General features: G+C 72.0%; 19 protein-coding genes, 1 tRNA gene and 1 pseudogene. 16 read left to right on the forward strand and 5 right to left on the reverse strand.

Features of this window, described 5'->3' with window-relative positions; translation table 11 throughout:
- The first annotated feature begins 1 nt into the window (after nucleotide 1).
- The 6 genes from mmsA to ABZ267_RS12405 all read left to right on the forward strand — a co-directional run bounded on the left by mmsA (nucleotide 2) and on the right by ABZ267_RS12405 (nucleotide 8,644).
- The gene (gene mmsA / locus ABZ267_RS12380) at nucleotides 2-1,504 is read left to right on the forward strand and encodes a CoA-acylating methylmalonate-semialdehyde dehydrogenase (RefSeq protein ID WP_356750096.1); all 1,503 of its coding nucleotides are present in this window, start codon (nucleotides 2-4) and stop codon (nucleotides 1,502-1,504) included.
- A gap of 275 nt (nucleotides 1,505-1,779) precedes the next feature.
- Nucleotides 1,780-2,385: a DUF4291 domain-containing protein gene (locus ABZ267_RS12385; RefSeq protein ID WP_356750098.1), complete on the forward strand. Its 606-nt coding sequence runs from the start codon at nucleotides 1,780-1,782 to the stop codon at nucleotides 2,383-2,385.
- 209 nt (nucleotides 2,386-2,594) lie between these two features.
- A complete protein-coding gene (locus ABZ267_RS12390; protein ID WP_356750100.1) occupies nucleotides 2,595-5,378 on the forward strand; it encodes an alpha/beta fold hydrolase in 2,784 nt (927 codons plus the stop codon).
- Entirely contained in the window at nucleotides 5,375-6,286 is a 912-nt protein-coding gene (locus ABZ267_RS12395; RefSeq protein ID WP_356750102.1) for an ABC transporter permease, read from the forward strand. The genes ABZ267_RS12390 and ABZ267_RS12395 overlap by 4 nt, the downstream gene beginning before the upstream one ends.
- Nucleotides 6,287-6,456: 170 nt before the next feature.
- Nucleotides 6,457-8,097 (forward strand): von Willebrand factor type A domain-containing protein, encoded by a 1,641-nt coding sequence (locus ABZ267_RS12400; protein ID WP_356750104.1) that lies wholly within the window; start codon nucleotides 6,457-6,459, stop codon nucleotides 8,095-8,097.
- Between the two features lie 91 nt (nucleotides 8,098-8,188).
- Nucleotides 8,189-8,644, forward strand: a complete 456-nt coding sequence (locus tag ABZ267_RS12405) for an anthrone oxygenase family protein (RefSeq protein WP_356750106.1) — start codon at nucleotides 8,189-8,191, stop codon at nucleotides 8,642-8,644.
- 19 nt (nucleotides 8,645-8,663) lie between these two features.
- Here ABZ267_RS12405 and ABZ267_RS12410 read toward each other — a convergent pair whose 3' ends face one another.
- On the reverse strand, nucleotides 8,664-9,539 hold the full coding sequence (locus ABZ267_RS12410; protein WP_356750108.1) for a peptidoglycan-binding protein: 876 nt from the start codon (nucleotides 9,537-9,539) through the stop codon (nucleotides 8,664-8,666).
- A gap of 398 nt (nucleotides 9,540-9,937) precedes the next feature.
- Here ABZ267_RS12410 and ABZ267_RS12415 point away from each other — a divergent pair, with 398 nt between their 5' ends.
- Both ABZ267_RS12415 and ABZ267_RS12420 read left to right on the forward strand, forming a co-directional pair.
- Nucleotides 9,938-10,258: a hypothetical protein gene (locus ABZ267_RS12415; protein WP_356750110.1), complete on the forward strand. Its 321-nt coding sequence runs from the start codon at nucleotides 9,938-9,940 to the stop codon at nucleotides 10,256-10,258.
- Between the two features lie 682 nt (nucleotides 10,259-10,940).
- A pseudogene (locus tag ABZ267_RS12420) lies at nucleotides 10,941-11,294 on the forward strand (response regulator); the annotation flags it as partial.
- Between the two features lie 188 nt (nucleotides 11,295-11,482).
- Here the strand turns inward: ABZ267_RS12420 and ABZ267_RS12425 are convergent.
- A tRNA-Arg gene (locus tag ABZ267_RS12425) sits at nucleotides 11,483-11,555 on the reverse strand.
- 362 nt (nucleotides 11,556-11,917) lie between these two features.
- On the opposite strand from ABZ267_RS12425, the gene ABZ267_RS12430 reads away from it, so the two are divergent.
- The 7 genes from ABZ267_RS12430 (at nucleotide 11,918) to ABZ267_RS12460 (ending at nucleotide 20,852) form a co-directional block, all read left to right on the forward strand.
- Nucleotides 11,918-13,561, forward strand: coding sequence for a dynamin family protein (locus ABZ267_RS12430; RefSeq protein WP_356750112.1), 1,644 nt, complete (start codon nucleotides 11,918-11,920; stop codon nucleotides 13,559-13,561).
- Nucleotides 13,558-15,579, forward strand: a complete 2,022-nt coding sequence (locus ABZ267_RS12435; RefSeq protein WP_356750114.1) for a GTPase — start codon at nucleotides 13,558-13,560, stop codon at nucleotides 15,577-15,579. Before ABZ267_RS12430 ends, ABZ267_RS12435 begins: the two co-directional genes overlap by 4 nt.
- A 117-nt stretch (nucleotides 15,580-15,696) precedes the next feature.
- Nucleotides 15,697-16,170, forward strand: a complete 474-nt coding sequence (locus tag ABZ267_RS12440; RefSeq protein ID WP_356750116.1) for a single-stranded DNA-binding protein — start codon at nucleotides 15,697-15,699, stop codon at nucleotides 16,168-16,170.
- A 188-nt stretch (nucleotides 16,171-16,358) separates the two neighbouring features.
- The gene (locus ABZ267_RS12445) at nucleotides 16,359-17,921 is read left to right on the forward strand and encodes a Cys-Gln thioester bond-forming surface protein (RefSeq protein ID WP_356750118.1); all 1,563 of its coding nucleotides are present in this window, start codon (nucleotides 16,359-16,361) and stop codon (nucleotides 17,919-17,921) included.
- A 116-nt stretch (nucleotides 17,922-18,037) separates the two neighbouring features.
- On the forward strand, nucleotides 18,038-19,702 hold the full coding sequence (gene ettA, locus ABZ267_RS12450; RefSeq protein WP_356750120.1) for an energy-dependent translational throttle protein EttA: 1,665 nt from the start codon (nucleotides 18,038-18,040) through the stop codon (nucleotides 19,700-19,702).
- Nucleotides 19,703-19,707: 5 nt separating this feature from the next.
- Nucleotides 19,708-20,130 (forward strand): thioesterase family protein, encoded by a 423-nt coding sequence (locus ABZ267_RS12455; RefSeq protein WP_007448086.1) that lies wholly within the window; start codon nucleotides 19,708-19,710, stop codon nucleotides 20,128-20,130.
- Nucleotides 20,127-20,852 (forward strand): hypothetical protein, encoded by a 726-nt coding sequence (locus ABZ267_RS12460; protein ID WP_356750123.1) that lies wholly within the window; start codon nucleotides 20,127-20,129, stop codon nucleotides 20,850-20,852. The genes ABZ267_RS12455 and ABZ267_RS12460 overlap by 4 nt, the downstream gene beginning before the upstream one ends.
- 69 nt (nucleotides 20,853-20,921) lie before the next feature.
- On the opposite strand, the gene ABZ267_RS12465 is transcribed toward ABZ267_RS12460, so the two are convergent.
- The gene (locus ABZ267_RS12465) at nucleotides 20,922-21,326 is read right to left on the reverse strand and encodes a globin (protein WP_356750125.1); all 405 of its coding nucleotides are present in this window, start codon (nucleotides 21,324-21,326) and stop codon (nucleotides 20,922-20,924) included.
- Nucleotides 21,327-21,452: 126 nt separating this feature from the next.
- On the opposite strand from ABZ267_RS12465, the gene ABZ267_RS12470 reads away from it, so the two are divergent.
- The gene (locus tag ABZ267_RS12470; protein WP_356750127.1) at nucleotides 21,453-22,451 is read left to right on the forward strand and encodes a methyltransferase domain-containing protein; all 999 of its coding nucleotides are present in this window, start codon (nucleotides 21,453-21,455) and stop codon (nucleotides 22,449-22,451) included.
- A 6-nt stretch (nucleotides 22,452-22,457) separates the two neighbouring features.
- On the opposite strand, the gene ABZ267_RS12475 is transcribed toward ABZ267_RS12470, so the two are convergent.
- Nucleotides 22,458-24,017 (reverse strand): FHA domain-containing protein, encoded by a 1,560-nt coding sequence (locus ABZ267_RS12475; RefSeq protein ID WP_356750129.1) that lies wholly within the window; start codon nucleotides 24,015-24,017, stop codon nucleotides 22,458-22,460.
- 83 nt (nucleotides 24,018-24,100) lie between these two features.
- The gene (locus ABZ267_RS12480) at nucleotides 24,101-25,480 is read right to left on the reverse strand and encodes a VWA domain-containing protein (RefSeq protein ID WP_356750131.1); all 1,380 of its coding nucleotides are present in this window, start codon (nucleotides 25,478-25,480) and stop codon (nucleotides 24,101-24,103) included.
- Nucleotides 25,481-25,491: the final 11 nt, after the last annotated feature.

Here is a 25,491-nt window from a genome sequence, read left to right on the forward strand (position 1 = left end):
CATGACGAAGACCGTCAACCACTGGATCGGCGGCAAGACAGTGGAGGGCACGTCGGGCCAGTACGGTCCGGTCACCGACCCGGCCACCGGCCAGGTCACCACGCAGGTGGCGCTGGCCTCGGTGGAGGAGGTCGACGCGGCGGTGGCGGCCGCGAAGGCCGCGTACGCCACTTGGGGCACCTCCTCGCTCGCTCAGCGCACCACGGTCCTCTTCCGCTACCGCGCGCTGCTCGACGCGCACCGCGACGACATCGCCGCGCTGATCACCGCCGAGCACGGCAAGGTGCACTCGGACGCGCTCGGCGAGGTCGCCCGCGGTCTGGAGATCGTGGAGCTGGCGTGCGGGATCACCACGCAGCTCAAGGGCGAGCTCTCCACCCAGGTCTCCAACCGGGTCGACGTCTCGTCCATCCGCCAGTCGCTCGGTGTGGTCGCGGGCATCACGCCGTTCAACTTCCCGGCCATGGTGCCGATGTGGATGTTCCCGCTGGCGATCGCGTGCGGCAACACGTTCGTGCTGAAGCCGAGCGAGAAGGACCCGTCGGCGGCCAACCTGCTGGCCGAGCTGGCGGCGGAGGCGGGCCTTCCGGACGGCGTCCTGAACGTGCTGCACGGCGACAAGGTCGCGGTGGACGGCCTCCTGAACCACCCCGACGTGGCGGCGGTCTCCTTCGTCGGCTCCACCCCCATCGCCCGCTACATCCACGCCACCGCCTCCGCCAACGGCAAGCGGGTCCAGGCGCTCGGCGGCGCGAAGAACCACATGCTCGTCCTCCCGGACGCCGACCTGGACGCGGCCGCCGACGCGGCGGTCTCGGCGGCGTACGGCTCCGCCGGTGAGCGCTGCATGGCGATCTCGGCGGTCGTCGCGGTCGGCGCGATCGGCGACGAGCTGGTGGCCAAGATCCGCGAGCGCGCCGAGAAGATCAAGATCGGCCCCGGCAACGACCCCGCCTCCGAGATGGGCCCGCTGATCACCGCCGCCCACCGCGACAAGGTCGCCTCCTACGTCACGGGCGCCGCCGCCCAGGGCGCGGAGGTCGTCCTCGACGGCACGGGCCACACGGTGGAGGGCTTCGCGGACGGCCACTGGATCGGCCTCTCGCTCCTGGACAAGGTCTCCACCGACTCCGACGCGTACAAGGACGAGATCTTCGGCCCGGTCCTGTGCGTGCTCCGCGTGGAGACGTACGAGGACGGCGTCGCGCTCATGAACGCCTCGCCGTTCGGCAACGGCACCGCGATCTTCACCCGCGACGGCGGCGCGGCCCGCCGCTTCCAGCTGGAGGTGGAGGCCGGCATGGTCGGCGTCAACGTGCCGATCCCGGTCCCGGTGGGCTACCACTCCTTCGGTGGCTGGAAGGACTCGCTCTTCGGCGACCACCACATCTACGGCAACGACGGCGTGCACTTCTACACCCGAGGCAAGGTCGTCACCACCCGCTGGCCCGACCCGGCGGACGCACCGGCCGGCGTGGACCTGGGGTTCCCGCGTAACCACTGACCGTCCTGATGCGTCTCTCCGTCCGTCCTCGCTGATGCCGAGGACGGACGGAGGCATGTCCGTGGCGCGCCGCTAACCGCCGCGGTGGCTTCAGGACCGGCGGTGGCCTTCAGGACCGGCAGCGGTCTTCGGAGCTGGCAGCCACCTTCAGAGCCGGCAGCGGCGGACGGCCCCGCCGTAGCCACCGGCCTGGTCGGTCATGCCGCACCGGAGCCCGGGCGTGCCCGGAAATAAACGAGGTGCCGGCCCGCGCACGCGTCCCGCATCCTGGCCCCATGAACACCCCGTCCCTCCCGCCCCGTTACGAGATCCGCGCGCTCCACACCGCCACCACGGTCACCGTCTACCAGGCGTACCGGCCCGCCATCGGGCTGCCCGCCGCGCGCGACGGGCGGTTTCCCGCCAACTGGAAGCGGGACCGGATGACGTGGATCAAGCCCAGCTTCCTGTGGATGATGTACCGCTGCGGCTGGGGCACCAAGGAGGGCCAGGAGGTCGTCCTCGCCGTCGAGATCGAGCGCGCCGGCCTGGAGTGGGCCCTCGCGCACGCCGAACTCTCCCACTACGTACACGATGTGCACCCGGACCAGGCCACCTGGAAGCGCGGCCTGCGCACCGCTCCCGCCCGCGTCCAGTGGGACCCCGAACGTGACCTGGACCTGAACCCGCTCCCGTACCGCTCCCTGCAACTGGGCCTGAGCGGCGAGGCGTCCCGGCGGTACGCGGACGAGTGGACCGTCTCCGTACGCGATGTCACCCCGCTCGCCCGCGAGGTGCACGCGGCGGTGCGCGCGGGAGAGCGCGAGCGGGCGGCGGCCCTGCTGCCGGTGGAGACGCCGCTGGATCTCGCCGCGCCGCGGCCGGTGCGGGCCGGGCGGTAGGCGGGCCGTCGCGGTTGGCAGGGGCCGGGCGGTGGGCCATCGCGTCCGTCACGGTCGTTGCGCGGCCAATGTCCGCAATCGCCTTCGGCCGGGATAAGGGCCGTACCGCGTCCGGAGTACGGCGCGGGCGCACCGTACCTCTCAGGGAGGCTGCTCACCTCAGCCTGGTGGCACTCAACCGGGTTGCGTCCTCCGTTTAGGGTCAAGGGATGGAGACTCCTACTGTTCGATGGCGGCGCCTGCTGCCTCGCACCCCTGGCCGGTGGGCCGCGGCTGTCGCCGTGCTCGCTGTGCTGGTGGGCGGCGGCACCTGGACCGCCGTCGCCGATGACGGCCCGCCCGCCGTGCAGCGCGAGGACCGGACGCTGCGGCCGGGCGGGGTGGAGATCGACACCTCGTACTTCACCTCCGGAGGTTCCGGTAAGCGGCCCGCCGTCCTCATCGGCCACGGCTTCGGCGGCAGCAAGAACGACGTGCGGGCCCAGGCCGAGAAGCTGGCCGCCGACGGGTACGCGGTGCTGACCTGGTCGGCGCGCGGGTTCGGGAAGTCCGGCGGAGAGATCTCGCTCAACGACCCCGACCACGAGGTCAAGGACGTCTCCGGGCTCATCGACTGGCTGGCGGAGCGGCCCGAGGTCGAGCTGGACGAGAAGGGCGATCCCCGCGTCGGCCTCACCGGCGCCTCCTACGGCGGGGCCGTCTCCCTGCTCGCCGCCGGACACGACCAGCGCGTCGACGCCATCGCGCCCGTGATCACCTACTGGAACCTGGCCGACGCCCTCTTCCCCGACGGCGTCTTCAAGAAGCTCTGGGCCGGGATCTTCATCACCACCGGCGGCGGCTGCGAGAGGTTCGAGAAGCAGCTCTGCGAGATGTACGAGCGCGTCGCCGTCAGCGGCAAGCCCGACGCGGCCGCGACGAAGCTGCTCACCGAGCGCTCGCCGTCCGCCGTCGCCGACCGCATCAAGGTGCCCTCGCTCCTCCTCCAGGGCCAGTCCGACTCCCTCTTCCCGCTCGGCCATGCCGACGCCATGCAGAAGGCGATCAGCGCCAACGGCGCGCCCGTCTCCGTCGACTGGATCTCCGGCGGCCACGACGGCGGCGACAACGAGACCGCGCGCGTCGCAGGGCGCGTCGGCTCCTGGTTCGACCGGTACCTGAAGGAGGAGACCGGCACCGACACCGGACCCGCCTTCCGCGTCACCCGTACCGGAGGCATCGACTCCACCGACGGCGCGGCCCTCAAGCGCGGCGCCTCCAGCGACACCTACCCGGGCCTGCGCAGCGGCGGCCGCGAGATCCCGCTCCGGGCGGCAGGCGCCGCGCCCGGCGACACCGGCGGCATCGGTGGCACCGACCGGCCCGACGACACCGACAGGCCGGAGGAAAGCGGTGGAACCGGCGCGTCCGCCGTCGCTGACAAGAAGGCAGCACCGGCCAACGCCACCACCACCTTCCGCAACCCCGCCGGCTCCGTCCCGCCCGCCATCTCCGCCGTACCCGGCATCGGCGGCGGACTCTCCCAGCTCTCCTCGCTCGGCGTCGGCCTCTCGCTCGACTTCCCCGGACAGTTCGGCCGCTTCGAGTCGGCCCCGCTGGACACCTCCGTGCACGTCACCGGCACGCCGACCGTCCGCGTGAACGTCAAGGCGACCGAGGGCCGCGACGCGGTGCTCTTCGGCAAGGTGTACGACGTGTCGCCGGACGGCCGCCAGCAGGTGCTGCCTTCCCAGCTCGTCGCTCCTTACCGGATCACGCCCGACCAGCAGGGCAAGCCGATCGAGCTGGCGCTGCCGGCCGTGGACCACGAGTTCGACGCCGGGCACCGGATGCGGCTCGTCTTCTCCGCGACCGACCTCGGCTACGCGTCCCCGGCCGAGCCCGCCACCTACACCGTGACCGCCGACGGACCGCTGACCGTCCCCACCGCACCCGCCGTCAAGACCGCCGCGGCCACTCTCCCGTGGTGGACCTGGGGCCTCCCGGCCGCCGCCCTCGTCATCGCGGCCGCGCTCCTGATCACCGCTCGCCGCCGGACCGCGACGCCCGCACCGGACCCCGAACTCACCGACGTACCGCTCCAGATCACCGGGCTCTCGAAGAAGTACGCGAAGTCCGTCGACCGGTACGCCGTGCGCGAGCTCTCCTTCCGCGTCGAGAAGGGCCAGGTCCTCGGGCTGCTCGGGCCCAACGGCGCGGGCAAGACGACCACGCTGCGCATGCTCATGGGCCTCATCGGCCCGGACGAGGGCGAGATCCGCGTCTTCGGGCAGGCCATCCGGCCGGGCGCGCCGGTGCTGTCCCGCGTGGGCGCCTTCGTCGAGGGCGCGGGCTTCCTGCCGCACCTCTCCGGGCGCGCCAACCTGGACCTCTACTGGCAGGCCACCGGCCGGCCCGCCGAGGACGCGTACATCGACGAGGCTCTGGAGATCGCGGGCCTCGGCGACGCGCTGGCCCGCGCCGTACGGACGTACTCGCAGGGCATGCGGCAGCGGCTGGCCATCGCGCAGGCCATGCTCGGCATGCCGGACCTGCTCATCCTCGACGAGCCGACCAACGGGCTCGACCCGCCGCAGATCCGCGAGATGCGTGACGTGATGATCCGGTACGCGGCCGGTGGCCGGACCGTCATCGTCTCCAGCCACCTGCTCTCCGAGGTCGAGCAGTCCTGCACCCACCTGGTCGTCATGGACCGGGGCCGGCTCGTCCAGGCCGGTCCGGTCGCCGAGATCACCGGCTCCGGCGACATGATCCTGGTGACCACGGCGGAGGAGGTGTCCGAGCCGCTCGCGGAGAAGGTCGCCGCACTGCCCGGCATCGGCTCCGCCGTCCGCACCGACGACGGGCGCGGCCTCCTGGTCCGCCTGGACGGAGCCACCACCTCGCGCCTCGTCGCCGACCTCGTCCGGCTCGACGTCCCGGTCACCGGCGTCGGCCCGCACCGCCGCCTGGAGGACGCCTTCCTCACCCTGATCTCCGGAGGAGCAGCATGAGCGCCGCCGTACAGCCGCCCGAGGCCGAGGTGGCGCCCGAGCACCCGGAGGCCGCCGGCTACCGCGCCGGGCGCACGCTCCCGCTCCGCGTGGAGGCCATGCGCCAGCTGCGCCGCCGCCGCACCCTGCTCATGGGCGGAATCCTCACGGCTCTGCCGTTCATCCTGATCATCGCCTTCGCGATCGGCGGCACGCCGGACGGCGAGGACGGCGGCGGTGGCGGACGCGGCGGCGGCCGCATCAACCTGATGGACGTAGCGACCGAGTCCGCCGCGAACTTCGCCGCCACCTCGCTCTTCGTCTCGGCCGGCTTCCTGCTGGTGATCCCGGTGGCCCTGTTCTGCGGGGACACCGTCGCCTCCGAGGCGAGCTGGTCCTCGCTGCGCTACCTGCTCGCCGCGCCCGTACCGCGCGTACGGCTGCTCTGGTCCAAGCTCGTCGTCGCGCTCGCCTTCAGCCTCGCCGCGATGGTGCTGCTGCCGGTCGTCGCACTGGTGGCGGGCACGGCGGCCTACGGGTGGGGGCCGCTGAAACTGCCGACCGGAGGAGCGCTGGCGGCCGGGGACACCGTGCCGCGCCTCGCGCTCGTCGTCGCGTTCATCTTCGTCTCGCAACTCGTCACCGCCGGGCTGGCGTTCTGGCTCTCCACGAAGACGGACGCGCCGCTCGGCGCGGTCGGCGGCGCGGTCGGCCTCACCATCGTCGGCAATGTGCTCGACGCGGTCACCGCGCTCGGCTCCTGGCGCGACTTCCTGCCGGCGCACTGGCAGTTCGCGTGGGCCGACGCGCTCCAGCCGGAGCTGGAGTGGGGCGGCATGATCAAGGGAGCGGCGATCTCGGTGACGTACGCGCTGATCCTGTTCGCTCTGGCGTTCCGCGGGTTCAGTCGTAAGGACATCGTGTCCTGAACCTGATGTTCCGCGGGTTTGGCGCCCCCAAAGGCGCCCGGACCGGCCTCTGTTGCCGCATCGAGACGGTTCCGCAACGCTTTCGTCGACTCCGGTCGGCGGCCCCGTACGTCACATTCACAGGTGTCGGAGACAGGAACGCGACACCGTGATGACGTGGGGGGTTACGGATGGACCAGCGAAACGGCAAGCGGACGACAGGTGTCCGGGCAGGGCGCCGGGCGGGTGTGGTGGCGCTTCTGCTCGCGGGCGGGATGGTGCTCACGGCGTGCGGTGCGGGCGGTTCGTCGGAGGGCACCGCCGCCGACAAGCGCTCGGGCGCACGCCCGCCGCACGGCACGACCGGCGACGGAAAAGGCGCACCGGACGCGGTGGCACCGGACCAGGGCCGGCCGTCCGAGGCGAGCGATGAGAAGGCCGAGCCGGACATCGCCGCGCCGGACTACCTCTCCACCTTCGCCCTGGACGTCGACACCGCCAGCTACGGCTACGCGCGCTCCACTCTCGGCGACGGCAGGCTGCCCGACCCGGTGAACGTACGGCCGGAGGAGTTCGTCAACAGCTTCCGCCAAGGGTACGAGCGTCCGAAGGGCAACGGCTTCTCCGTCACGGTCGACGGCGCGCGCATCGGCGCGGACGTCGGCTCCGGCCCCTCCGACTGGTCGCTGCTGAGGGTCGGACTGGCCACCAAGGCCGCGCCGCCGACCAGCGAACGCCCGCCGGCCTCGCTGACGTTCGTCGTCGACATCTCCGGTTCCATGGCCGGCCCGGGCCGCCTGGGACTGGTCCAGAAGTCGCTGAACATCCTGACCGACGAGCTGCGCGACGACGACTCCGTCTCTCTCGTCACCTTCAGCGACGAGGCCGAGACGCGGCTGCCGATGACCCGCCTCAAGGGCAACCGGAACAAGATCCGGGACGTGGTGGACGCCATGGAACCGGCCCAGTCCACCAATGTGGAGGCGGGGATCATGCGCGGTTACGAGGAGTCCGTCAAGGGCCACCGCAAGGGCGTGAACAACCGGGTGGTGCTGCTCTCCGACGCGCTGGCCAACACCGGCGACACCAACGCCGACAACATCCTGGAACGCATCGACTCCGCCCGCCGCGAGTACGGCATCACCCTCTTCGGCGTCGGCGTCGGCAGCGACTACGGAGACGCGTTCATGGAGCGGCTCACCAACCGGGGCGACGGCCACACCACGTACGTCGGCGACGAGGAGCAGGCCCGCAAGGTCTTCGTCGACCAGCTGCCCGCCCACATCGAACTCCGGGCGCGCGACGCCAAGGCGCAGGTGGCCTTCGACCGCAAGAACGTGCGGCAGTTCCGGCTCATCGGCTACGAGAACCGCAAGGTCGCCGACGAGGACTTCCGCGACGACAACGTCGACGGCGGCGAGGTCGGCCCCGGCCACACGGTCACCGCGCTCTACGCCGTACGGCTGCGCGAGGGCGCCTCCGGCCAGGTGGCCAAGGCGACGGTGCGCTGGCTCGACCCCAAGACCCGTAAGGCGTACGAGGAAAGCGGCTCGGCGCGGACCGGCACGATCGACGGCAGGCTGTGGGGCGGAGAGTCACAGCGGCTCCAAGTGGCCGCCGTGGCAGCCTACTTCGCCGACACCTTGCGCGGCGGCGACCTTCCCGGCACACCCGCACTGCGCGCACTGGCCTCGCGCGCCACGAAGCTGGCGGACGAGACCGAGGACGATTCCGTACGGAAGCTGGCGACGGCGATCGGCCAGGCGGAGGCGCTCAGGAACGGGACCGAGCCGGAAGCCGGTGGAGGCGAGGACGAGGGCGAGATCGGCTGAGCGGCCAGGCACCACGACGGCGACCATGCCGTTCGCACACTCACACGAAAACTGGCTGTGCGAACGGCTGCCACCGGTCATGATGTCCGCCATGACCTCCCTGCTCCTGGTGCTCTCCGTGATCGTCACCGGCCTCTACGCGGGCATCATGCTGACGTTCCTGATCGCGATCATGCCCGGTCTCGCCGAACTGCCGGACGAGCAGTTCACGGCGGCGATGCGCCGCTTCAACGAGAAGGTCCCCGGGCCGCTCTTCCTCGTCCTCTTCCTCGGCGTGGTCGCTCTGCCCGGCGCCGCGCTCTTCACCGGACTCGGCGAGCACGACGAGGTGGCGGGCCCGGCGCTCGTGGCGGCGCTCGTCTGCGCGGTCGCCGGCCACCTGGTCACGATCGCCGGGAACATCCCGCTCAACAACGCGCTCGCGACGTCGGAGGGCGGCGACGACAGCGTAGCCCGCCGGGCGTTCGAGTCGCGATGGAACACTTTCCACCGGATCCGCACCGCCTTGGTGCTGGCGGCAAGCGTTCTGCTGGCCATCGCGCTGTAGCCGACTCGCCTGTTTCGGCTCACACGTTGGGCACCTTGAGCCGGTCCCAGCTGCTCTTGCCCGGGATGCCGTCGGCGTCGGTGCCGTTGTAGCCGAGCTTGCGCTGCCAGGCCGCGTACGAGTTCCGGTCCGCCGTGGACCAGGCCGGACCCGGCCCCACCGTGTACCGCCCGCACCCCTCGGCCACCAGACGCTTGCCCATCGCCGTGACGATCGGGCTGGTGCGGCCGGCCTTGAAGAACGAGGCTCCGGGAAACGGTTCGTACGTCGGTTTCGGAGGCGGTTCGGCGGGCCCGTCCGGCGCACCGTCCAGCCGCTTGCCGATCCTGGTCCGCATCGAGCTCATGGTGAAGCCCCGAGGATCGACCTTGCCCGGCTGCCACTCCAGGTGCCCGATCACCGACCGCTCGCCCCACCCGTGCGCCCGGCAGACGGCCGCGGCGGCCCGCTCGATCGCCAGCAACTGGGCGGCGGGCCAGGGATCTTTCCCATCCCCGAGGTTGACGCACTCGAAGCCGTAGAAGTACCGGTTGCCGTCGGTGTTGGACTCGTTGTCCGGCGGCAGGGCCTTCTCCGCGATGACGGCCCGCAGGACGTCGTCGTCACCGAGCCCGGCATGGTTGGCGCGCCCGTTCCCGACGAGATGGACGGTCCCGTCCTTGGCGATCACGCCGTGGCAGAGGGGTCCGGGGAGGGCGGAGTGGCCGTTGTAGCAGAGCTCGACGGAGGAGGCGGTGCCCGAGGTGACGGTGTGATGGATCATGACGCCGTGCGTCGGGCCCCAGGGCCCTTTGTGATTCCGGTTGTTCGTACGCCAGCTCCGGTGCTCGACGACGTGGAGGCCTTCGGCGCGGAGGGCTTTGAGCAGCTTGTCGGCGGACAGAGGCGTCGCCATCGTGGCGCTCCTTTCCAGGTGATACGGGGGTTCGCAGGGTTGTTCGAGAGGTGGCGGGCAGGCTCGGATGCCGGACGGCACAACGAAGTTGCGCTCGCCCGAACGGGTTTGCGGAGAGGTGGGGGACGCCCGGCGGCGGGATTCCGCCTAGGGGCCGTACAGGATCGATTTGCCCGTTCTTGCGCCGCCCTGAACGTCCTCCCGTACCGAACGTTTCGTCGGCCCACCACTCTTGTGCGGCGGATTCCGCTTAGGGGGAGGGGCGGGGCGGGTGGGGCGGGAGTTCCGGCGCTGGGGTGCGTACGGGAAGGGGCGCGCCCGGCACGGAGGAGGGTGCGCCACGTCCCGTACTCCCACCGTCGTATGCGCCTGGAGCCACCGGCTCCTACCGTCCAGGAGTGACGATCTTCGACCGCCTCACCGCGTGCTTGCGCGCCCTTCCGCCGCTCTCCGCGGATCTGCTGGTGGTGGCGGTGGTGGGCCTGCTCACCGCCGCTGACCTTGCGGTGAACGACCCCGGCTACCGGCAGGCCGACACGCTCAGCTGGGCCCTGCTCGCGGTCTCGGTCGCGGCGCTGGCCTTCCGCCGCCGCCGACCCGTTCCGGTGGTGTGCGTGACCGGGGCGGCGTGCGCCGGATGGGCGCTGCACGGACACATCGGCGAGCTGCTGAACCTGCCGGTCATCGTGGCGCTGTACACGGTGGCCCGTCCTGGGTGACCGCCGCCGCACCCTGTGGACCGGCCTGATCGCCGCGGCCGGCTCCGGCGTGGTGGCTCTGATCGTGGGCCGGGACGTGGTCAACCCGCAGGGCCTGCCGGTCCTGGAGATGGTCTGGCCGCTCGTGCCGCTGCTGCTCGGCGAGGCCGTGCGGACCCGGCGCGAGCTGCTCGCGGAGTACGAGGCACGGGCCGAACGGGCGGAGGAGGAACGGGAGCGGGAGGCCGTGCGCCGGGTGCGCCAGGAGCGGGTGCGGGTCTCGGGAGGGAGGCGGTATGGGAGCTGCGCGCCACGCTGTCCGTCCTGCGCGAGACGGAGACCACCGCCCCGGCGCCCCGCTTGGACCAGCTGGCCAAGCTGGTGGAGGGGGTCGAGGCTAGTGCAGCCTGTTCGGCGGTCGTCGAGACGACCACGTACCGGATCGTGCAGGAGGCACTGACCCATGTGGTGTAGCACTCGGGTGCCGAGCGGGTCGCGGTCTCGCTGACCGGCGGGGACACACACCTGGACATCGAGATCGCGGACGACAGCCCACCTCGCTCCGAGCCCGCCACCGGCGAGAGCTTCGGGCTGATCGGCATATGGGAGCGGGTGCTCGCGGAGGGAGGGCCCTCGCGTACGGTCCGGTGCCGGGCGGCGGCTTCCGCGTCCGGGCGACGCTGCCGACGGAGGGATCGACGGGATGACAGACATCCGGATGTCCGGAGTCGACGGCCTGGAGGTCATATGCCGGATCGCCGCCGCCCGCTCGCTGGACGGGGTCCGGGTGATCATGCTGACGACGTACCAGGTCGACGCGTACGTCTTCGAGGCCCTGCGCCACGGAGCTGCAGGCTTCCTGCTCAAGGACATCGAGCCGGACGACCTGCGCGCCGCGATCCTTACGGTCGCCGAGGGCCGCAACCTGCTCGCTCCGGCCGTCACCTGCCGGGTGATCGAGGAGTTCGCGCGGCTGAAGGCGCCGGAGGCAGCGGGCGCGGATCGGCTCGCCGTCCTCACGGACCGGGTGCGCGAGGTGATGGCCCTGGTCACCGCCCGCACGACGTCTCTTGCCTTGGCCGCCCTGCCGCTCCTCCGGCGGCGGGACGCGTGAGGGGGGCGTAACGCAACATCGGGAGCCAGTGCGCGGCGGTCCTTACGCCCCCACTACCCCACCCCCGCTAACCTGCTCCGACCAGCGAAAAGGCCCTCCGGGTGGAGGGCCTCACGGTCGTGCGGTCGGTGCGCCCCCGGCAGGACTCGAACCTGCGGCCAAGCGCTTAGAAGGCGCCTGCTCTATCCACTGAGCTACGGGGGCCGGGAGCCCTGATCGGGTGGTTCCGTGGCCGTGCCGGGACAAGGATAGGGCTCCGATCGCCTGGACCCGGTTGCTTCACCTGCGTGGCACGATGTGGAGGTTCGGTGAAGCGAACCGATAATCGCAGGTGTGTGCGGATCGTGCATAGCTTTTCGCGCCATGCGGCCCGGGTGTTGTGCACTCGTTATGCCTGTGCCCCACTCGTCCCTCTTGTCCGGAGTCTGTCCGAGGTCTGCCCCAGGTCTGCCCGAGGTCTGTCCGGGGTTCGCTCTGACGCTGTCCGGAGGGTGGAACCGCCGCGCAGAGGGGTCTATAAGCTTCAAAAGGGCGCCAAAATTGGGCATTCTTCGCATGTGGTGACCATGGACGTACGGCCTCAGCTCATCGACGCACTTTCCGCCCTGCGCGACCGTGTCGCCGCCGTGCGTCTTCCACTCCCGCTGCCGGGGGCCGAACGCGCCCGGCAGACGAGGGTCGAACTCCTCGCGCAGCTCGACGACTACCTCCTGCCGCGGCTCAAGGACCCCGAGGCCCCGCTGCTCGCCGTGATCGGCGGATCCACCGGGGCCGGGAAGTCCACGCTGGTCAACTCGCTCGTCGGGTGCCGGGTCAGCGAGGCCGGGGTGCTGCGGCCCACCACGCGGACGCCCGTGCTGGTGTGTCACCCAGACGACCACCACTGGTTCGCGGGCGTACGGGTGCTGCCGCAGCTCACCCGGATCTGGCTGCCGCCGGGTCAGGCCCGCGACCCCGACGGGCTCGACGACCTCGGCGCCGGCGCGGACGACGACGCGAACGTGCTGCGCGTGGAGACCGCCGTCAGCCTGCCGCGCGGGCTCGCCATCCTCGACGCCCCCGACATCGACTCCCTCGTCGTACGCAACCGGGTCCTGGCCGCCGAACTCATCTGCGCCGCCGACATCTGGGTCATGGTCACCACGGCATCCCGGTACGCCGACGCGGTGCCCTGGCATCTGCTGCGTACCGCGAAGGAGTACGACGCGGCCCTCGTCACCGTCCTCGACCGGGTGCCGCACCAGGTGATCGCCGAGGTCTCCCGGCAGTACGCGGCGCTCCTGACCCGCGCCGGGCTCGGCGACGTACCGCGCTTCACCATCCCCGAACTCCCCGAGTCCGCGGGCGGCGGCAGCGGGCTGCTCCCCACCACCGCCGTCGCCCCGCTGCGCGCCTGGCTCACCCACCGGGCCCAGGACCCCGCAGCGCGACAGCAGGCGGTGGGACGTACGGCCTCCGGGCTCATCGAATCGCTCAACGTACGGATGCCCGAGCTGGCGTCGGCCGTCGCCGCGCAGTACGCCGCCTCCGTACGGCTCACCGGTGTCGTCGAGGACGCGTACGGCAAGGAGGCCGCCCGCGTCCGGCGCCGGCTCCAGAGCGGAGCGGTCCTCTCCGGCGACGCGCGGACCCGGTGGCGCGGCTACCCCCTCTACAGCTCACCCGGCGAACTCCTCGAAGCCCTGGAGGACAGCCTCATCGCCCTCCTCCAGTGCTCCGTCTCCGCCGCCGACGCGCAGATCCGTACGCGGTGGAGCCGCGAGCCCGCCGCCGGAGTGTTCCGGTTCGAGGGCGCGGGGCGGGAGGCCGGTGCGTGGGGGCCCGCCGAGGACATCGAGGGCCGGATCGCCGTGGCCGTACGGCGGTGGCGGCGGGTTCTGGAGGAGCTCGCCGAGGAGGAGGTGCGGCAGCTCGAACGCAGCGTGGCGCCCGACCCCGAGACCGTCGCCGCCCTGCTCGCGGCGGCCCTGCTCGGCGGACGGCGGGCCCGTACGGCCGGCGAGCAGCTCGCCGAACGCATCGGGGCCCAGGGCGCGCTGCGCCTCCGCGACAAGGGCGGCCAACTGCTGACGACCTATCTGGACCAGGTACTCGGCGGCGAACGCGACCGCCGCCTCGCGCCGCTCGACGCGCTCGACGTCGCTCCCGAGCCGCAGGCCGCACTGATCGCCGCGCTTTCCGTACTGCAGAAGGAGAGGTGGCAGCGATGACTGCCGTCACGGACGAGGACCAGGGCAACGGCACGGCGGGGACGGGGGAGCTGAAGGAGGCGCAAGCTCCGGGAGTTCCGGGTAAGGAGGACGCCGGACGCTGGGACGACGGGCTCATCGCACGGCGTGCCGCGGCGGCCGACGCCCGCAGCGGTGCGTCCTCGACCGGCGATCCCGGAACCGGGACGTCCGGCACCAGTACGTCCGGACGCGGCGATGCCCGTACGGACGTGGGCTCCGCCGGCTCCGCTCCCGAGGACGACGACGTACAGCCGCAGGTCGAGGCGTACGGGCCCTCCGGCGGCCCCCTGCCGACCCGGCTCGACGCCCTGCGTGAACTCGTCGGCCTCTCCCGCGCCCGGCTCGACCGGGACACCCTCGCCGAGGCCGGACGCGTACTGGACGAGGCCGCCGCCCGGCAGCGGCTCTCCTCGCGGCACACGGTCGTCGCCATCGCGGGGGCCACCGGGAGCGGGAAGTCGACCCTGTTCAACGCGCTCGCCGGGGCCCAGATCTCCGACACCGGGCTGCGCCGCCCCACCACTTCCCAGCCCATCGCGTGCAGCTGGACCGACGGTGCCGCGGGCCTGCTCGACCGCCTCGCGATCCCCGGCCGTCTCCGCCGCAGGCCGCATCCCGGGCCCGCCGCCTTCGACGAGGCGCTCCAAGGGCTCGTCCTGGTCGACCTGCCCGACCACGACTCCGCCGCGACCGCTCACCGTGACCAGGTGGACCGGGTGCTGGTGCTGGTCGACGCGGTGATCTGGGTGGTGGACCCGGAGAAGTACGCGGACGCCGCCCTCCACGAGCGCTACCTGCGTCCGCTGGCCGGGCACGCGGAGGTCACCTTCGTCGTCCTCAACCAGATCGACCGGCTGCCCGGCGAGGCCGCCGACCTCGTGCTCGACGACCTGCGCCGGCTCCTGGACGAGGACGGTATGGCGCTGGGCGAGCACGGCGAACCCGGCGCCACCGTCATGTCCCTGTCCGCGCTGACCGGCGACGGCGTGCCCGAACTGCGGGAGATGGTCGGCCGGTTCGTCCAGGACCGTACGGCCGCGACCCGCCGGCTCTCCGCCGATGTGGACGCGGCGGCGGCGCGGCTGCGTCCGGTGTACGTGGCGGAGGGGCGGCCGGGTCTGGGGGAGCGGGCCCGGGAGGAGTTCACGGACCGGTTGGCCGAGGCGGTCGGTGCTGCGGCTGCCGGGCAGGCGGCCGAGCGGGAGTGGCGCCGGAACGCGGGACGCGCGTGCGGGACGCCGTGGCTGCGGCTCTGGCGCTGGTACGAGTCCCGGGGGCTGCCGGGCAGCCTGGACCGGATGGGCCAGGCGCTCGCCCCGCCCGAGGAGGAGCCGACCGCCCGGCAGCGGGTCGAGCAGGCGGTCCGGATCGTCGCCGACGACGCCGCCCACGGGCTGCCCGCACCCTGGGCGCAGGCGGTGCGCGAGGCCGCCTTCACCGGGGCGCAGGGGCTGCCGGAGGCGCTGGACGAGCTGGCGGCGAAGGCGGCTGCGGGGGGCGGTTCCTCCAAGGGATCCAAGGGGTCCAAGGCTTCCCTGGGGTCCGAGGCTGACGGTGGTTCCGGGCGGGTCGGTACGTCGGTGGGGCGGGGTCCCGCGACCGGCGTGGCGTTCGGCGGCCGGCCGGCCAAACCGCCTCGGCCGAAGTGGTGGCCCGCCGCGGTGCTGGCCCAGGTGTCCATGACGCTGCTCCAGGTCTTCGGCGGTCTCTGGCTGCTCGGCCAGATCGTCGGGATCCTGGAGCCGGGGCTCGTCACACCGGCCCTGATCATGCTGGCCGGAGTCGTCGGCGGGCCGCTGGTGGAGTGGTCCTGCGCGGCGGCGATCCGTGGCCCCGCCCGGCGCTACGGGCAGGACGCCGAACGGAGGTTGCGCGAGGCGGCGGCCGGGTGCGGCCGGGCCAGGGTCCTGGACCCGGTCTCGGCGGAGCTGGTGCGCTACCGGGAGGTGCGCGAGCGGTACGTGGCGGTGACGGAGTTTTCCACAACCGGCCAGTAGTCCACAGGCTCCGGCGCGACGCGCTTCCGGCGTTCACCATGAAGTCGTCGGCAGGAACGTTCGCCGGCGCATGGATACGAGACGTACGGCCGGAACGACGGAAAGCGGGGGCGGGAAATGAACGAGACGACGGTGACGCTGGTGGGAAACGCCGCTACGGCGGTGGAGTTCCGCGAGACGGCGACCGGGGGAATGGCGCGCTTTCGCTTTGCCGTGACCCCGAGGCGCCGGGACCGAGAGACGCAGCTCTGGGCGGACGGGCCCACCAGCTTCTACACGGTGTGGGCCTGGCGGACACTCGCCGCCAACCTGGCCGCCTCGGTGGCGATCGGGGAACCACTGGTGGTGCACGGCCGGTTGAAGGTCCGCGAGGAGGAACGGGACGGCGGACGGCGGACGTTCGTCGATGTCGAGGCGGTCGCGGTCGGCCACGACCTGAGCCGCGGGACCGCCGCCTTCCGCCGGGTCGTCAGGACCGAACCGGCGCTGACGGCGGCCTCGCACAGCGGAGCTGACGGAGAGTCGGACGACGGTTCCGGCGCGTCACGTGACCTGTCGGAACGAGCCGCCGAAAAGGCGGCCGTGTCCTGAAAGGGCTGGTCGCACGGGTGGCCCGGCGATAACGATTCCGATTCGGAATGGTTGGCCGGGGGCAGTACGGGGGACGGTGGTTCGCCCGGTCCTTAGGATTCCCAGAGCTCATGGATCACTTGAGTCTGCTGGCGGGGCATTCCCCACACGCGCACCACGCGCGAGGGTCCCGCCCGGAGGGGAATTCTGTGTTTTCTGCGCCTTCAGTGTCCGCTTCGCCGTCCGACGCGAAGGCGGTGCACGCCGTCCGTGGCAGAGCGTCACGGGTCGGGGAGGCCTCCGGGACCTGGCGGCTACGGCGAGGCCTGGGCTTCTTCCGGCCGGTGACCGCGCTACTGCTCTCCGGTCTCGTCACGGCGGCCACGCTCGCCGCGACGGGCACGGCGGCCGCCGACGACCCGGCCAGGTACCAGGGCGGCGCGGCCGCGGTGCTCGACGGGCTGAAGACGTTCGACAGCGCCGTGCTCCGCACCCCGGGCGAGGACGGCGCCCCCGACCGTACGCAGGAGCTGCCCGCCGGGCTCTTCGAGATGACCGTGGACGGCGGCGGCAAGCTCAAGACGTACTGCATCGACCTCCACAACCCCACCCAGGACCAGGCGAGATACCTGGAGACGCCGTGGGCCGAGACCTCGCTCGGCGCCAACCGGAACGCCGGGAAGATCCGGTGGATCCTCCAGCACTCCTACCCGCGGGTCGACGACCTCGCCGCGCTGGCCGAGGCGGCGGGCACCGGGCCGCTCACCGAGAGGACCGCCGCCGCGGGCACCCAGGTCGCCATCTGGCGGTACTCGGACGGCGCCGACGTCACCGCCTCCGACCGGCAGGCGGAGAAGCTCGCCGACTGGCTGCAGAAGAGCGCGCGCAACGTCGTCGAGCCCCGGGCGTCCCTCACGCTGGAGCCCGCTGCGGTCTCCGGCCGGGCCGGGGAGCGGCTGGGCCCGGTGATTGTCCGCACCGACGCGGACCAGGTCTCCGTCTCGCCTCCGGTGGACGCGGCGGCGAGCGGCATCACGGTGACCGACGAGAAGGGCACGCCCGTCACCGCCGCCACCGACGGCGCCCGCCTCTACTTCGACGTGCCGGAAGGCAGCGCCGACGGCTCCGCCTCGCTGAGCGTCCAGACCACCACCTCCGTACCGGTCGGCCGCGCCTTCGCCGGGACCACCCGCACCCAGACCCAGATCCTGGCCGGCTCCAGCGAGTCCACGGTCTCCGCACGGGCCACCGCCACCTGGGCCGAGACAGGCGCCGCGCCTGCGCTCACCGCGCGGAAGAACTGCGTGGCCGGCGGCGTCGACATCACCGCGGCCAACCAGGGTGACGAGCCGTTCACCTTCGAGCTGGGCGGCGCCGAGCACACCGTGGCGGCCGGAGACACCGAGACGGTGACGATCCCGGTGGCCGAGGACCAGGCGTACGACTTCACCATCACCGGCCCCGGCGGCTTCCGGAAGAACTTCACCGGCGTGCTGGACTGCGCCACCAGCGGCAGCGTCGCCGCGGCCGAGAAGGAGCTGCCGGCCGACGAGGACAGCGGCATCAACACCCAGACCGCCCGCGACCCCCTCCCCGCCTCCACCGGCACCACCACCTCCGGCCTGGAAGGCGACCTCGCGGCCACCGGCGGCTCCAGCACCACCCCGATGATCGCCGCGCTCGCCGTCGGCCTCCTCGTGATCGGCGGCGGCACGCTGTTCGTCCTGCGCCGGAAGGAAGCGGCCCAGGTGCCCCGGCAGCACGGCGCGTAACGGCTGGTCCCGGGGCCGGGGCCCGTTCATCCCTGGACGGGTTTCCGTCCGGGGATGGACGTCAGGCAAGATGGGGTGTATCTGCCCACACCTCTATTGCTGCCGGACGGTTTCTCTTGGCTGAGTTCATCTACACCATGCGCAAGACGCGCAAGGCGCACGGCGACAAGGTGATCCTTGATGACGTCACCTTGAACTTCCTGCCCGGCGCGAAGATCGGTGTCGTGGGGCCCAACGGCGCCGGTAAGTCCACGGTGCTGAAGATCATGGCGGGCCTGGAGCAGCCGTCCAACGGTGACGCGTTCCTGTCGCCCGGCTTCAGCGTCGGCATCCTCATGCAGGAGCCGAAGCTCGACGAGAGCAAGACCGTCCTGGAGAACGTCCAGGCCGGCGCCGCCGAGATCATGGGCAAGCTCCAGCGTTTCAACGAGGTCGCCGAGCTCATGGCGACCGACTACTCCGACGCGCTCATGGACGAGATGGGGAAGCTCCAGGAGGACCTGGACCACGCAGGCGCGTGGGACCTGGACGCCCAGCTGGAGCAGGCCATGGACGCGCTGGGCTGCCCGCCCGGCGACTGGCCGGTCACCACCCTCTCCGGTGGCGAGAAGCGCCGCGTGGCGCTCTGCAAGCTGCTCATCGAGGCCCCGGACCTCCTCCTCCTCGACGAGCCCACCAACCACCTCGACGCCGAGTCGGTGAACTGGCTGGAGCAGCACCTCTCGAAGTACCCGGGTGCCGTCGTCGCCGTCACCCACGACCGGTACTTCCTGAACAACGTCGCCGAGTGGATCCTCGAGCTCGACCGCGGCCGCGCGATTCCGTACGAGGGCAACTACTCCACGTACCTGGAGCGCAAGGCCACCCGCCTCAAGGTCGAGGGCCGCAAGGACGAGAAGCGCCAGAAGCGGCTCAAGGAAGAGCTGGAGTGGGTGCGGTCCAACGCCAAGGGGCGCCAGACCAAGTCCAAGGCCCGTCTCGCCCGGTACGAGGAGATGGCGGCCGAGGCCGACAAGATGCGGAAGCTGGACTTCGAGGAGATCCAGATCCCGCCGGGCCCGCGCCTCGGTTCCATCGTCGTCGAGGTCGAGAACCTCTCGAAGGCCTTCGGCGACAAGGTCCTCATCGACGACCTGTCCTTCACGCTGCCCCGTAACGGCATCGTCGGCATCATCGGTCCGAACGGCGCGGGCAAGACCACGCTGTTCAAGATGATCCAGGGCCTGGAGACGCCGGACAGCGGCGCCATCAAGGTCGGCGACACGGTCAAGATCTCCTACGTCGACCAGTCCCGCGCCAACATCGACCCGAAGAAGACCCTCTGGGCCGTCGTCTCGGACGAGCTGGACTACATCAACGTCGGCCAGGTCGAGATGCCCTCGCGCGCCTATGTCTCCGCGTTCGGCTTCAAGGGCCCGGACCAGCAGAAGCCGGCCGGCGTCCTCTCCGGTGGTGAGCGCAACCGTCTCAACCTGGCGCTGACGCTCAAGGAGGGCGGCAACCTGCTGCTCCTCGACGAGCCCACCAACGACCTGGACGTGGAGACGCTCTCCTCGCTGGAGAACGCGCTGCTGGAGTTCCCCGGTGCGGCCGTGGTCATCTCCCACGACCGCTGGTTCCTGGACCGCGTCGCCACGCACATCCTCGCCTACGAGGGTGACTCCAAGTGGTACTGGTTCGAGGGCAACTTCGAGTCGTACGAGAAGAACAAGATCGAGCGTCTCGGCGCGGACGCGGCCCGTCCGCACCGTGCCACGTACAAGAAGCTCACGCGAGGCTGATCGTCTTGGCTCGTCACCTCTACAGCTGCCCCCTGCGCTGGTCGGACATGGATGCCTTCGGCCACGTCAACAACGTGGTCTTCCTCCGCTACCTGGAGGAGGCGCGCATCGACTTCATGTTCCGGCTGGCGCCGGGGGACGGCTCGCCGTCGTTCTCGGGCGGGTCCGTCGTGGCCCGGCACGAGATCGACTACGTACGGCCGCTGGTCCACCGGCACGAGCCGGTGACCGTCGAGTCGTGGGTCACGAAGATAGGCGCCGCGTCGCTGACGATCGCCTACGAGATCAAGGACCCCGACCAGGTGTACGTACGGGCTTCGACCGTCGTCGTCCCGTACGACCTGGCGGCCGAGCGGCCCCGGCGGATCTCCGCCGAGGAGAAGCTCTTCCTCCAGCAGTACCTGGCAGAGGAGCCCGCCGCGGCATGACCGTGCCTGTGCAGTCGCTGCTGTTCGCCGACCCGAGGGAGGCGGCGGATCTCGCCGCCTTCCTCGGCCGGCTGCTCCACTACGACCGGGCCGCCGCGGTCCGGTTGCAGGCGGGCGGCGGCGACGCACTGGCCGTGTTCGGCCGGCCGCCCTCCTTCGAGGTCCTCGCCGTCCGTACGGCCCGCCTGGCCCGGCCCGAGACGCTCGACGTCACGGTGTCGGCCGGCGAGCTGCTGGAGTCACTCGACATCTCCGGAGAGGGCCCGGGAGACGCCTCCGGTGAGGGTCCCGACGAGCGTGGCGGTGTGCTGCCCGAACCCGTCACCGGGCCGCCCTGGACCGGCGTCCTGCCGCCCCGGGGGCCGTGGCGGGAGCAGACCGGCCTGCCTCGGCCCGACGTCCTGCGCGCCGACCTCGAAGCGGCCGTCGCCGAATTCCGTACGCGGGACGAGGCGCTGCCCGAGGAGCTGCGCACCCGCGCCGAACGCGACCGGATCGGCCGCGAGATCTGGTCCCGGCCCGTCGGCGCCACCGAGCTGCCGCTGCGCGCGGTCCACGCAGCCCAGTCCCTCGGCTTCCTCCGCGCCGACCCCGAATTCCCCGTCTCGCTCTTCGCCTCGGGCGGCTGGCTGCGGCTGCGGACCCCGTTCGGCTCGGTCGCCCTGCGCCGGGATCCGGTGGGCGGGCTCGGGTCGCTGGCTCTGACCGTGGAGCACGGCTGAGGCGGACGGGCCGCCGTTCTCCTGCCGGTCTGTTGAGACGGACGGGCCGCCGTTCTCCTGGCGGAGCGGTCAGTCCGCCGTGTTGACCATCGAGGCCGCCGCGTACGTCAGGTAGTCCCACAGCTGCCGCTCGTGCTCCGGCGCCAGCTCCAGCTCGTCCAGCGCCACCCGCATATGGGCCAGCCACGCGTCATGCGCCGCCCGGTCCACCCGGAACGGGGCGTGCCGCATCCGCAGCCTCGGGTGGCCTCGGTGGTCGCTGTAGGTGCGCGGGCCGCCCCAGTACTGCATCAGGAACAGCGCGAAGCGCTCCTCGGCCGGGCCCAGGTCCTCCTCCGGGTACATCGGCCGCAGCAGCTCGTCGCCCGCGACCCCCTCGTAGAAGCGGTGGACCAGGCGCCGGAAGGTCTCCTCGCCGCCGACCTGCTCGTAAAAGGTCTGCTCCTGAAGCGTGTCGCGCGGAATCTCTGTCACCCGTCCATGGTCGCAGACGCGGCGGCCGAGGTCAGGGGTCCTAGGACCAATGGCCGGGACCACTCAGCGATCCGTGTGCGGTCGCGTGCGGTCGCCTACGCCGTCCCGCCGCAGGACAGTGGAGACATGGGCGCACACCGGGAAGTCCCCGCCGAGACCGGCTCCGACCCCGAGGCCGACGAGGCGCGTCACACCCTCGTACGGAACATCGTCGCGCACGGCGGCCTCACCGATCCCGCCTGGCGCCGGGCCTTCGAGGAGGTGGAGCGCCACCTCTTCGTGCCGTACTACTACGTGCACGGCGGCCGCGGTTACGAGCGGCTCTGGGGCGACGACCCGGATCCCGTACGCCGTCGGCGCTGGCTGCGCGGAGTGTACGGGGACGAGGCGCTGGCCACCCGGATGCGGGACGGCGAGCTCATCTCGTCCTCCAGCCAGCCCTCGCTGATGGCCCTGATGCTCGACGCCCTGGACCTGCTCGACGGCCACACCGTCCTGGAGATCGGCACCGGGCCCGGCTACAACGCGGCGCTGCTCTCCCACCGGCTCGGCGACGCGGCGGTGACCAGTGTCGATCTCGACCCGGAGATCACGGACACGGCCCGCAGCCATCTCGCCGCCGCCGGATACCGCCCGACGGTCATCACCGGCGACGGTGCCCGTGGCTGTCCGCAGCGAGCCCCGTACGACCGGATCATCGCGACCTGCGCGCTCCCCTCCGTACCGCACGCCTGGCCGGGACAGTGCGCTCCGGGAGCGCGGATCCTGGCACCGGTCGCGACCGGGCTCGTCTCACTGGAGGTCCGCGCGACGGCGTACGGCCCGCGCGCCGAAGGGCACTTCCTGCACACCCCGGCGTACTTCGTGCCTCTGCGCGGGGCCTCACCGCTGCATGAACCCGTCGCGCGCCCCGGCGGTGTGCCGAGGCGCGCGATCGGGGACGAGCTGTTCCGGTTCCTGCTGACCCTGACGGCGGGCAGCCTCGATCCGCGCGAGGCCCTCTCGCTCTGGGAGCGCGAGGAGCACCCGCGGCGGGAGAGGTACGGCGTCACGGTCGAGCAGGGCCGGCAGTGGTCCTGGCTGGACGACCCGGAGGGGCCGTACACCTGGCCGCTGCCCGGATGAGCGCTTTCAGTCCCGGCGGATCGTGATCGTCGTCCAGGCGCCGACGTGCACCTGGTCGCCGTCCTGGAGAGGGACGGGGACGTACGGCTGGATCGGGTCCTCGGCGCCGTTGAGCGTGGTGCCGTTCGTGGACTTCTGGTCGACCACGGACCAGCCGCCGTCGGGCTGCTGCACCAGCACCGCGTGCTGGTGCGAGACGCCCGGATCCTCCGGCGGCACCGACAGGTCGATGTCCGGCGACTCGCCGGTGCTGTGCCGGCGGCGGCCGATGGTGACCTGGCTGCCGGTGAGCGGCAGGCGCTGCTCGGGGGAGTAGGCGGGCAGGTTCAGGCCGGTCGCGTCGGGGCCGCTGCGCTGCATCATCGCCAGGAAGTACTGACGGTCCGGCGCGATGACGGCGGTCCAGGTGGTGGTGGCGGGCTGCTGCGGCTGTCCCTGGCCCGGCACCTGACCGGGGACCTGGCCGAAGCCCTGGTTGCCCTGGCTCCGGTCGTAGCCCTGGTCCTGGCCGTAGGCCTGGTTGCCTTGGTTGCTGTGGTTCTGATCGGGGTGGCCGGTCTGCTGACCGCCCTGGCCTTGCTGACCGCCTTGGTACGGGGCCTGCTGCTGGAACGCCTGAGGCGGCTGCTGGGCCTGCTGCTGCGGCTGCGGTGCCTGGGTTTGGGAGGGCGGCGACAGGACCCAGTCGTCGCCACCACCACCGCGCGGGGCCTGCTGCTGGGGCGGCGCGAAGGGCGGGGACTGCTGCGGCTCGAACGGTGAAGGCGCCTGCTGCTGGTGCGGAGGCGGCGGACCCTGCTGCTGGAAGGCCGGCGGAGGCGGCGGGCCCTGCTGGAACGCGTGCGGCGGAGGACCGGCCTGGCCGGCCTGGCCGCCCGGTCCGCTCTGTCCGCCGGGGCCTGAGGAGCCACCGCGCTGGTCCTGGCCGCCGTGACCGGACTGGCCACCGTGACCGGACCGGTCGCCGTGACCGGTCTGCTCCGGAGCGAGCGGCTCGGCCGGACGGTTCACCTGCGAAGGCCGCGAACCCTGGAACTCGAACGGGTCCCGATGGGGCTGGGACTGAGGCTGGGAGTGGAGCTGGGACTGGGGCGCGCCGCCGGGACCGCCCTGTCCTCCGGGACCGCCCTGTCCTCCGGGACCGCCCTGGCCGCCCGGGCCACCCTGGGCTCCGGGACCTTGCTGGGCCAGGAAGCCGGGCGGCAGGTTGAGACCGGGCGGCGGGCCGACGGGGCCGGATCCGCCAGGGCCGCCGGGCGTGCTGTGCTGCGGGGCCAGCGGTGTGTACGAGGTGGCCGTGCTGGTGATGAAGTTCCAGCGGCACTCCTCGCAGTACGGCGCGCCCGCCTCGCGCGGCGTACGGCACTGCGGGCAGAGCTCCGCCTGCATCGTCGGCGGGCCGCCGTCGTTGCCGACGGGCGGCGGATAGCCGTAACCGGGCGCGGGAGGCGGCGGGGGCGGCGGAGGTACGGCGCCGGCGGGGGCGCCCGTTCCGGTCATGCGGTGTCCGCAGACCTCGCACCAGTCCTCGGAACCCGACTGGTGTCCGTTCGGGCAGGTCGGCATGTCGGCGCTTCCCCCTCTCCTCGTCCGGCCCCGGGGGCCGTCATGCTGTTGATCTATGGTGACCGTTCGGCCACCAAGTCCTGCTACTTCTTGACGCGAACGGTCTTGGTGGAGCGCGTTTCGAGGGTCATCTCGTCCGCTTCCGCGACCTTCGCTTTCAGTCGCACAGTACCGGTCGCCGCATCGACGACGTCGACCACCTTCGAAAGCAGTTTCGCAGTGTCCTGGTTCCCGGACGCCGATGCCAGTTGCACCGCACGGCCCAGTTTCGCCGTCGCACCGTCGAAGTCGCCCGACTTGCGGGCGTCCAGGCCCTGCTGGATGACTTGTGCCAGTTCCGCCTGACCTGTGTAGTGCGCGACCTGCGGATTGATCGAGGTCGACGCCACCATGTCGTCCGTCCACACCGCCCGTACGAGACCCTGCGATAGCACCTGCGGAGCCCCCGCACCTGACGGGTCGGGCAGGATCAGCGAGACGCGGGCCGCCAGCATCTCCTGACCGATGCCGGCCTCGGGGACCAGGACGCAGACGTGGTAGTCGCGGGACTCGTCGCCCCAGGAACCGGTCGGGTAGTCCCCGGCGCGCGGGCCCGCCTCGGTGCGCCGGCCGGTCAGGTCCTCGACCGTGGGCGCCACCTGCTTCACGAAGCGGATCTCCACTCCGACGGGCGTCCAGAGCCGCAGCGCCACGTCCGCGACCTCCTTGCCCATCGCGTTCTCCATCATCTGCGTGAAGTCGGCGGCGAGACCGGCCGGGTCGGCGACGATGTCGGCGGTGCCGAGCAGCGCGGAGGCGACGGAGGCGACCTCCTTCACCTCCCAGTCGGTGCCGACACCTCGGGCATCACAGGTGAACCGGCCCGCGCAGGAGTCCAGCGCGGCTCGCAGGTCCTCCGGCGCCTCGTGCTCGTTGCGGCCGTCGGTCAGCAGGATGCCGTGCCGGATGTCGACGTCGGCGGAGCCGAGCAGCCGGTCGGCCAGCCGCAGCCAGGTGCCGATCGCCGTTCCGCCGTCCGCGCTCAGCCTCCGCAGCGCCTCCTTGGCCTGGGCCTTCGTCCGCGCGTCGGCGACCGCGAGCTGCCCGTTGCCCGGATAGACGTCCTTGGCCACATGCGTACCGGCGACCACCGCGAACCGCGTGCCGTCACGCAGGGTGTCGATCGCGGCCGCCGTCGCGTCGCGCGCGTTGCGCATCTTCGTCGGCGGATAGTCCATCGAACCGGAACAGTCGACCATCAGCACCACCGCGGCGCTCGGCGCCTGCCCGGGCCCGGGCCCGTATACGGGTACGTGTCCGGGTGAGGCCGCCGCGCGCGGCAGCGGGACGCCGCCGGTGGTGCCGCCGCCGGTCGAGGTGACGGTGACGATCGCGTTGACCTCGCGGCCACCCTCCGGCAGGAACGCGTTCTGGTAGACCTCGACGGAGAACTGCGTCACGTTCGACTTCGAGAAGTTGGCCATCTGGTCTGCTC

Origin of the sequence: Streptomyces sp. NPDC006174, assembly GCF_040614075.1 — a bacterium.
Taxonomy (GTDB): Bacteria; Actinomycetota; Actinomycetes; order Streptomycetales; family Streptomycetaceae; genus Streptomyces.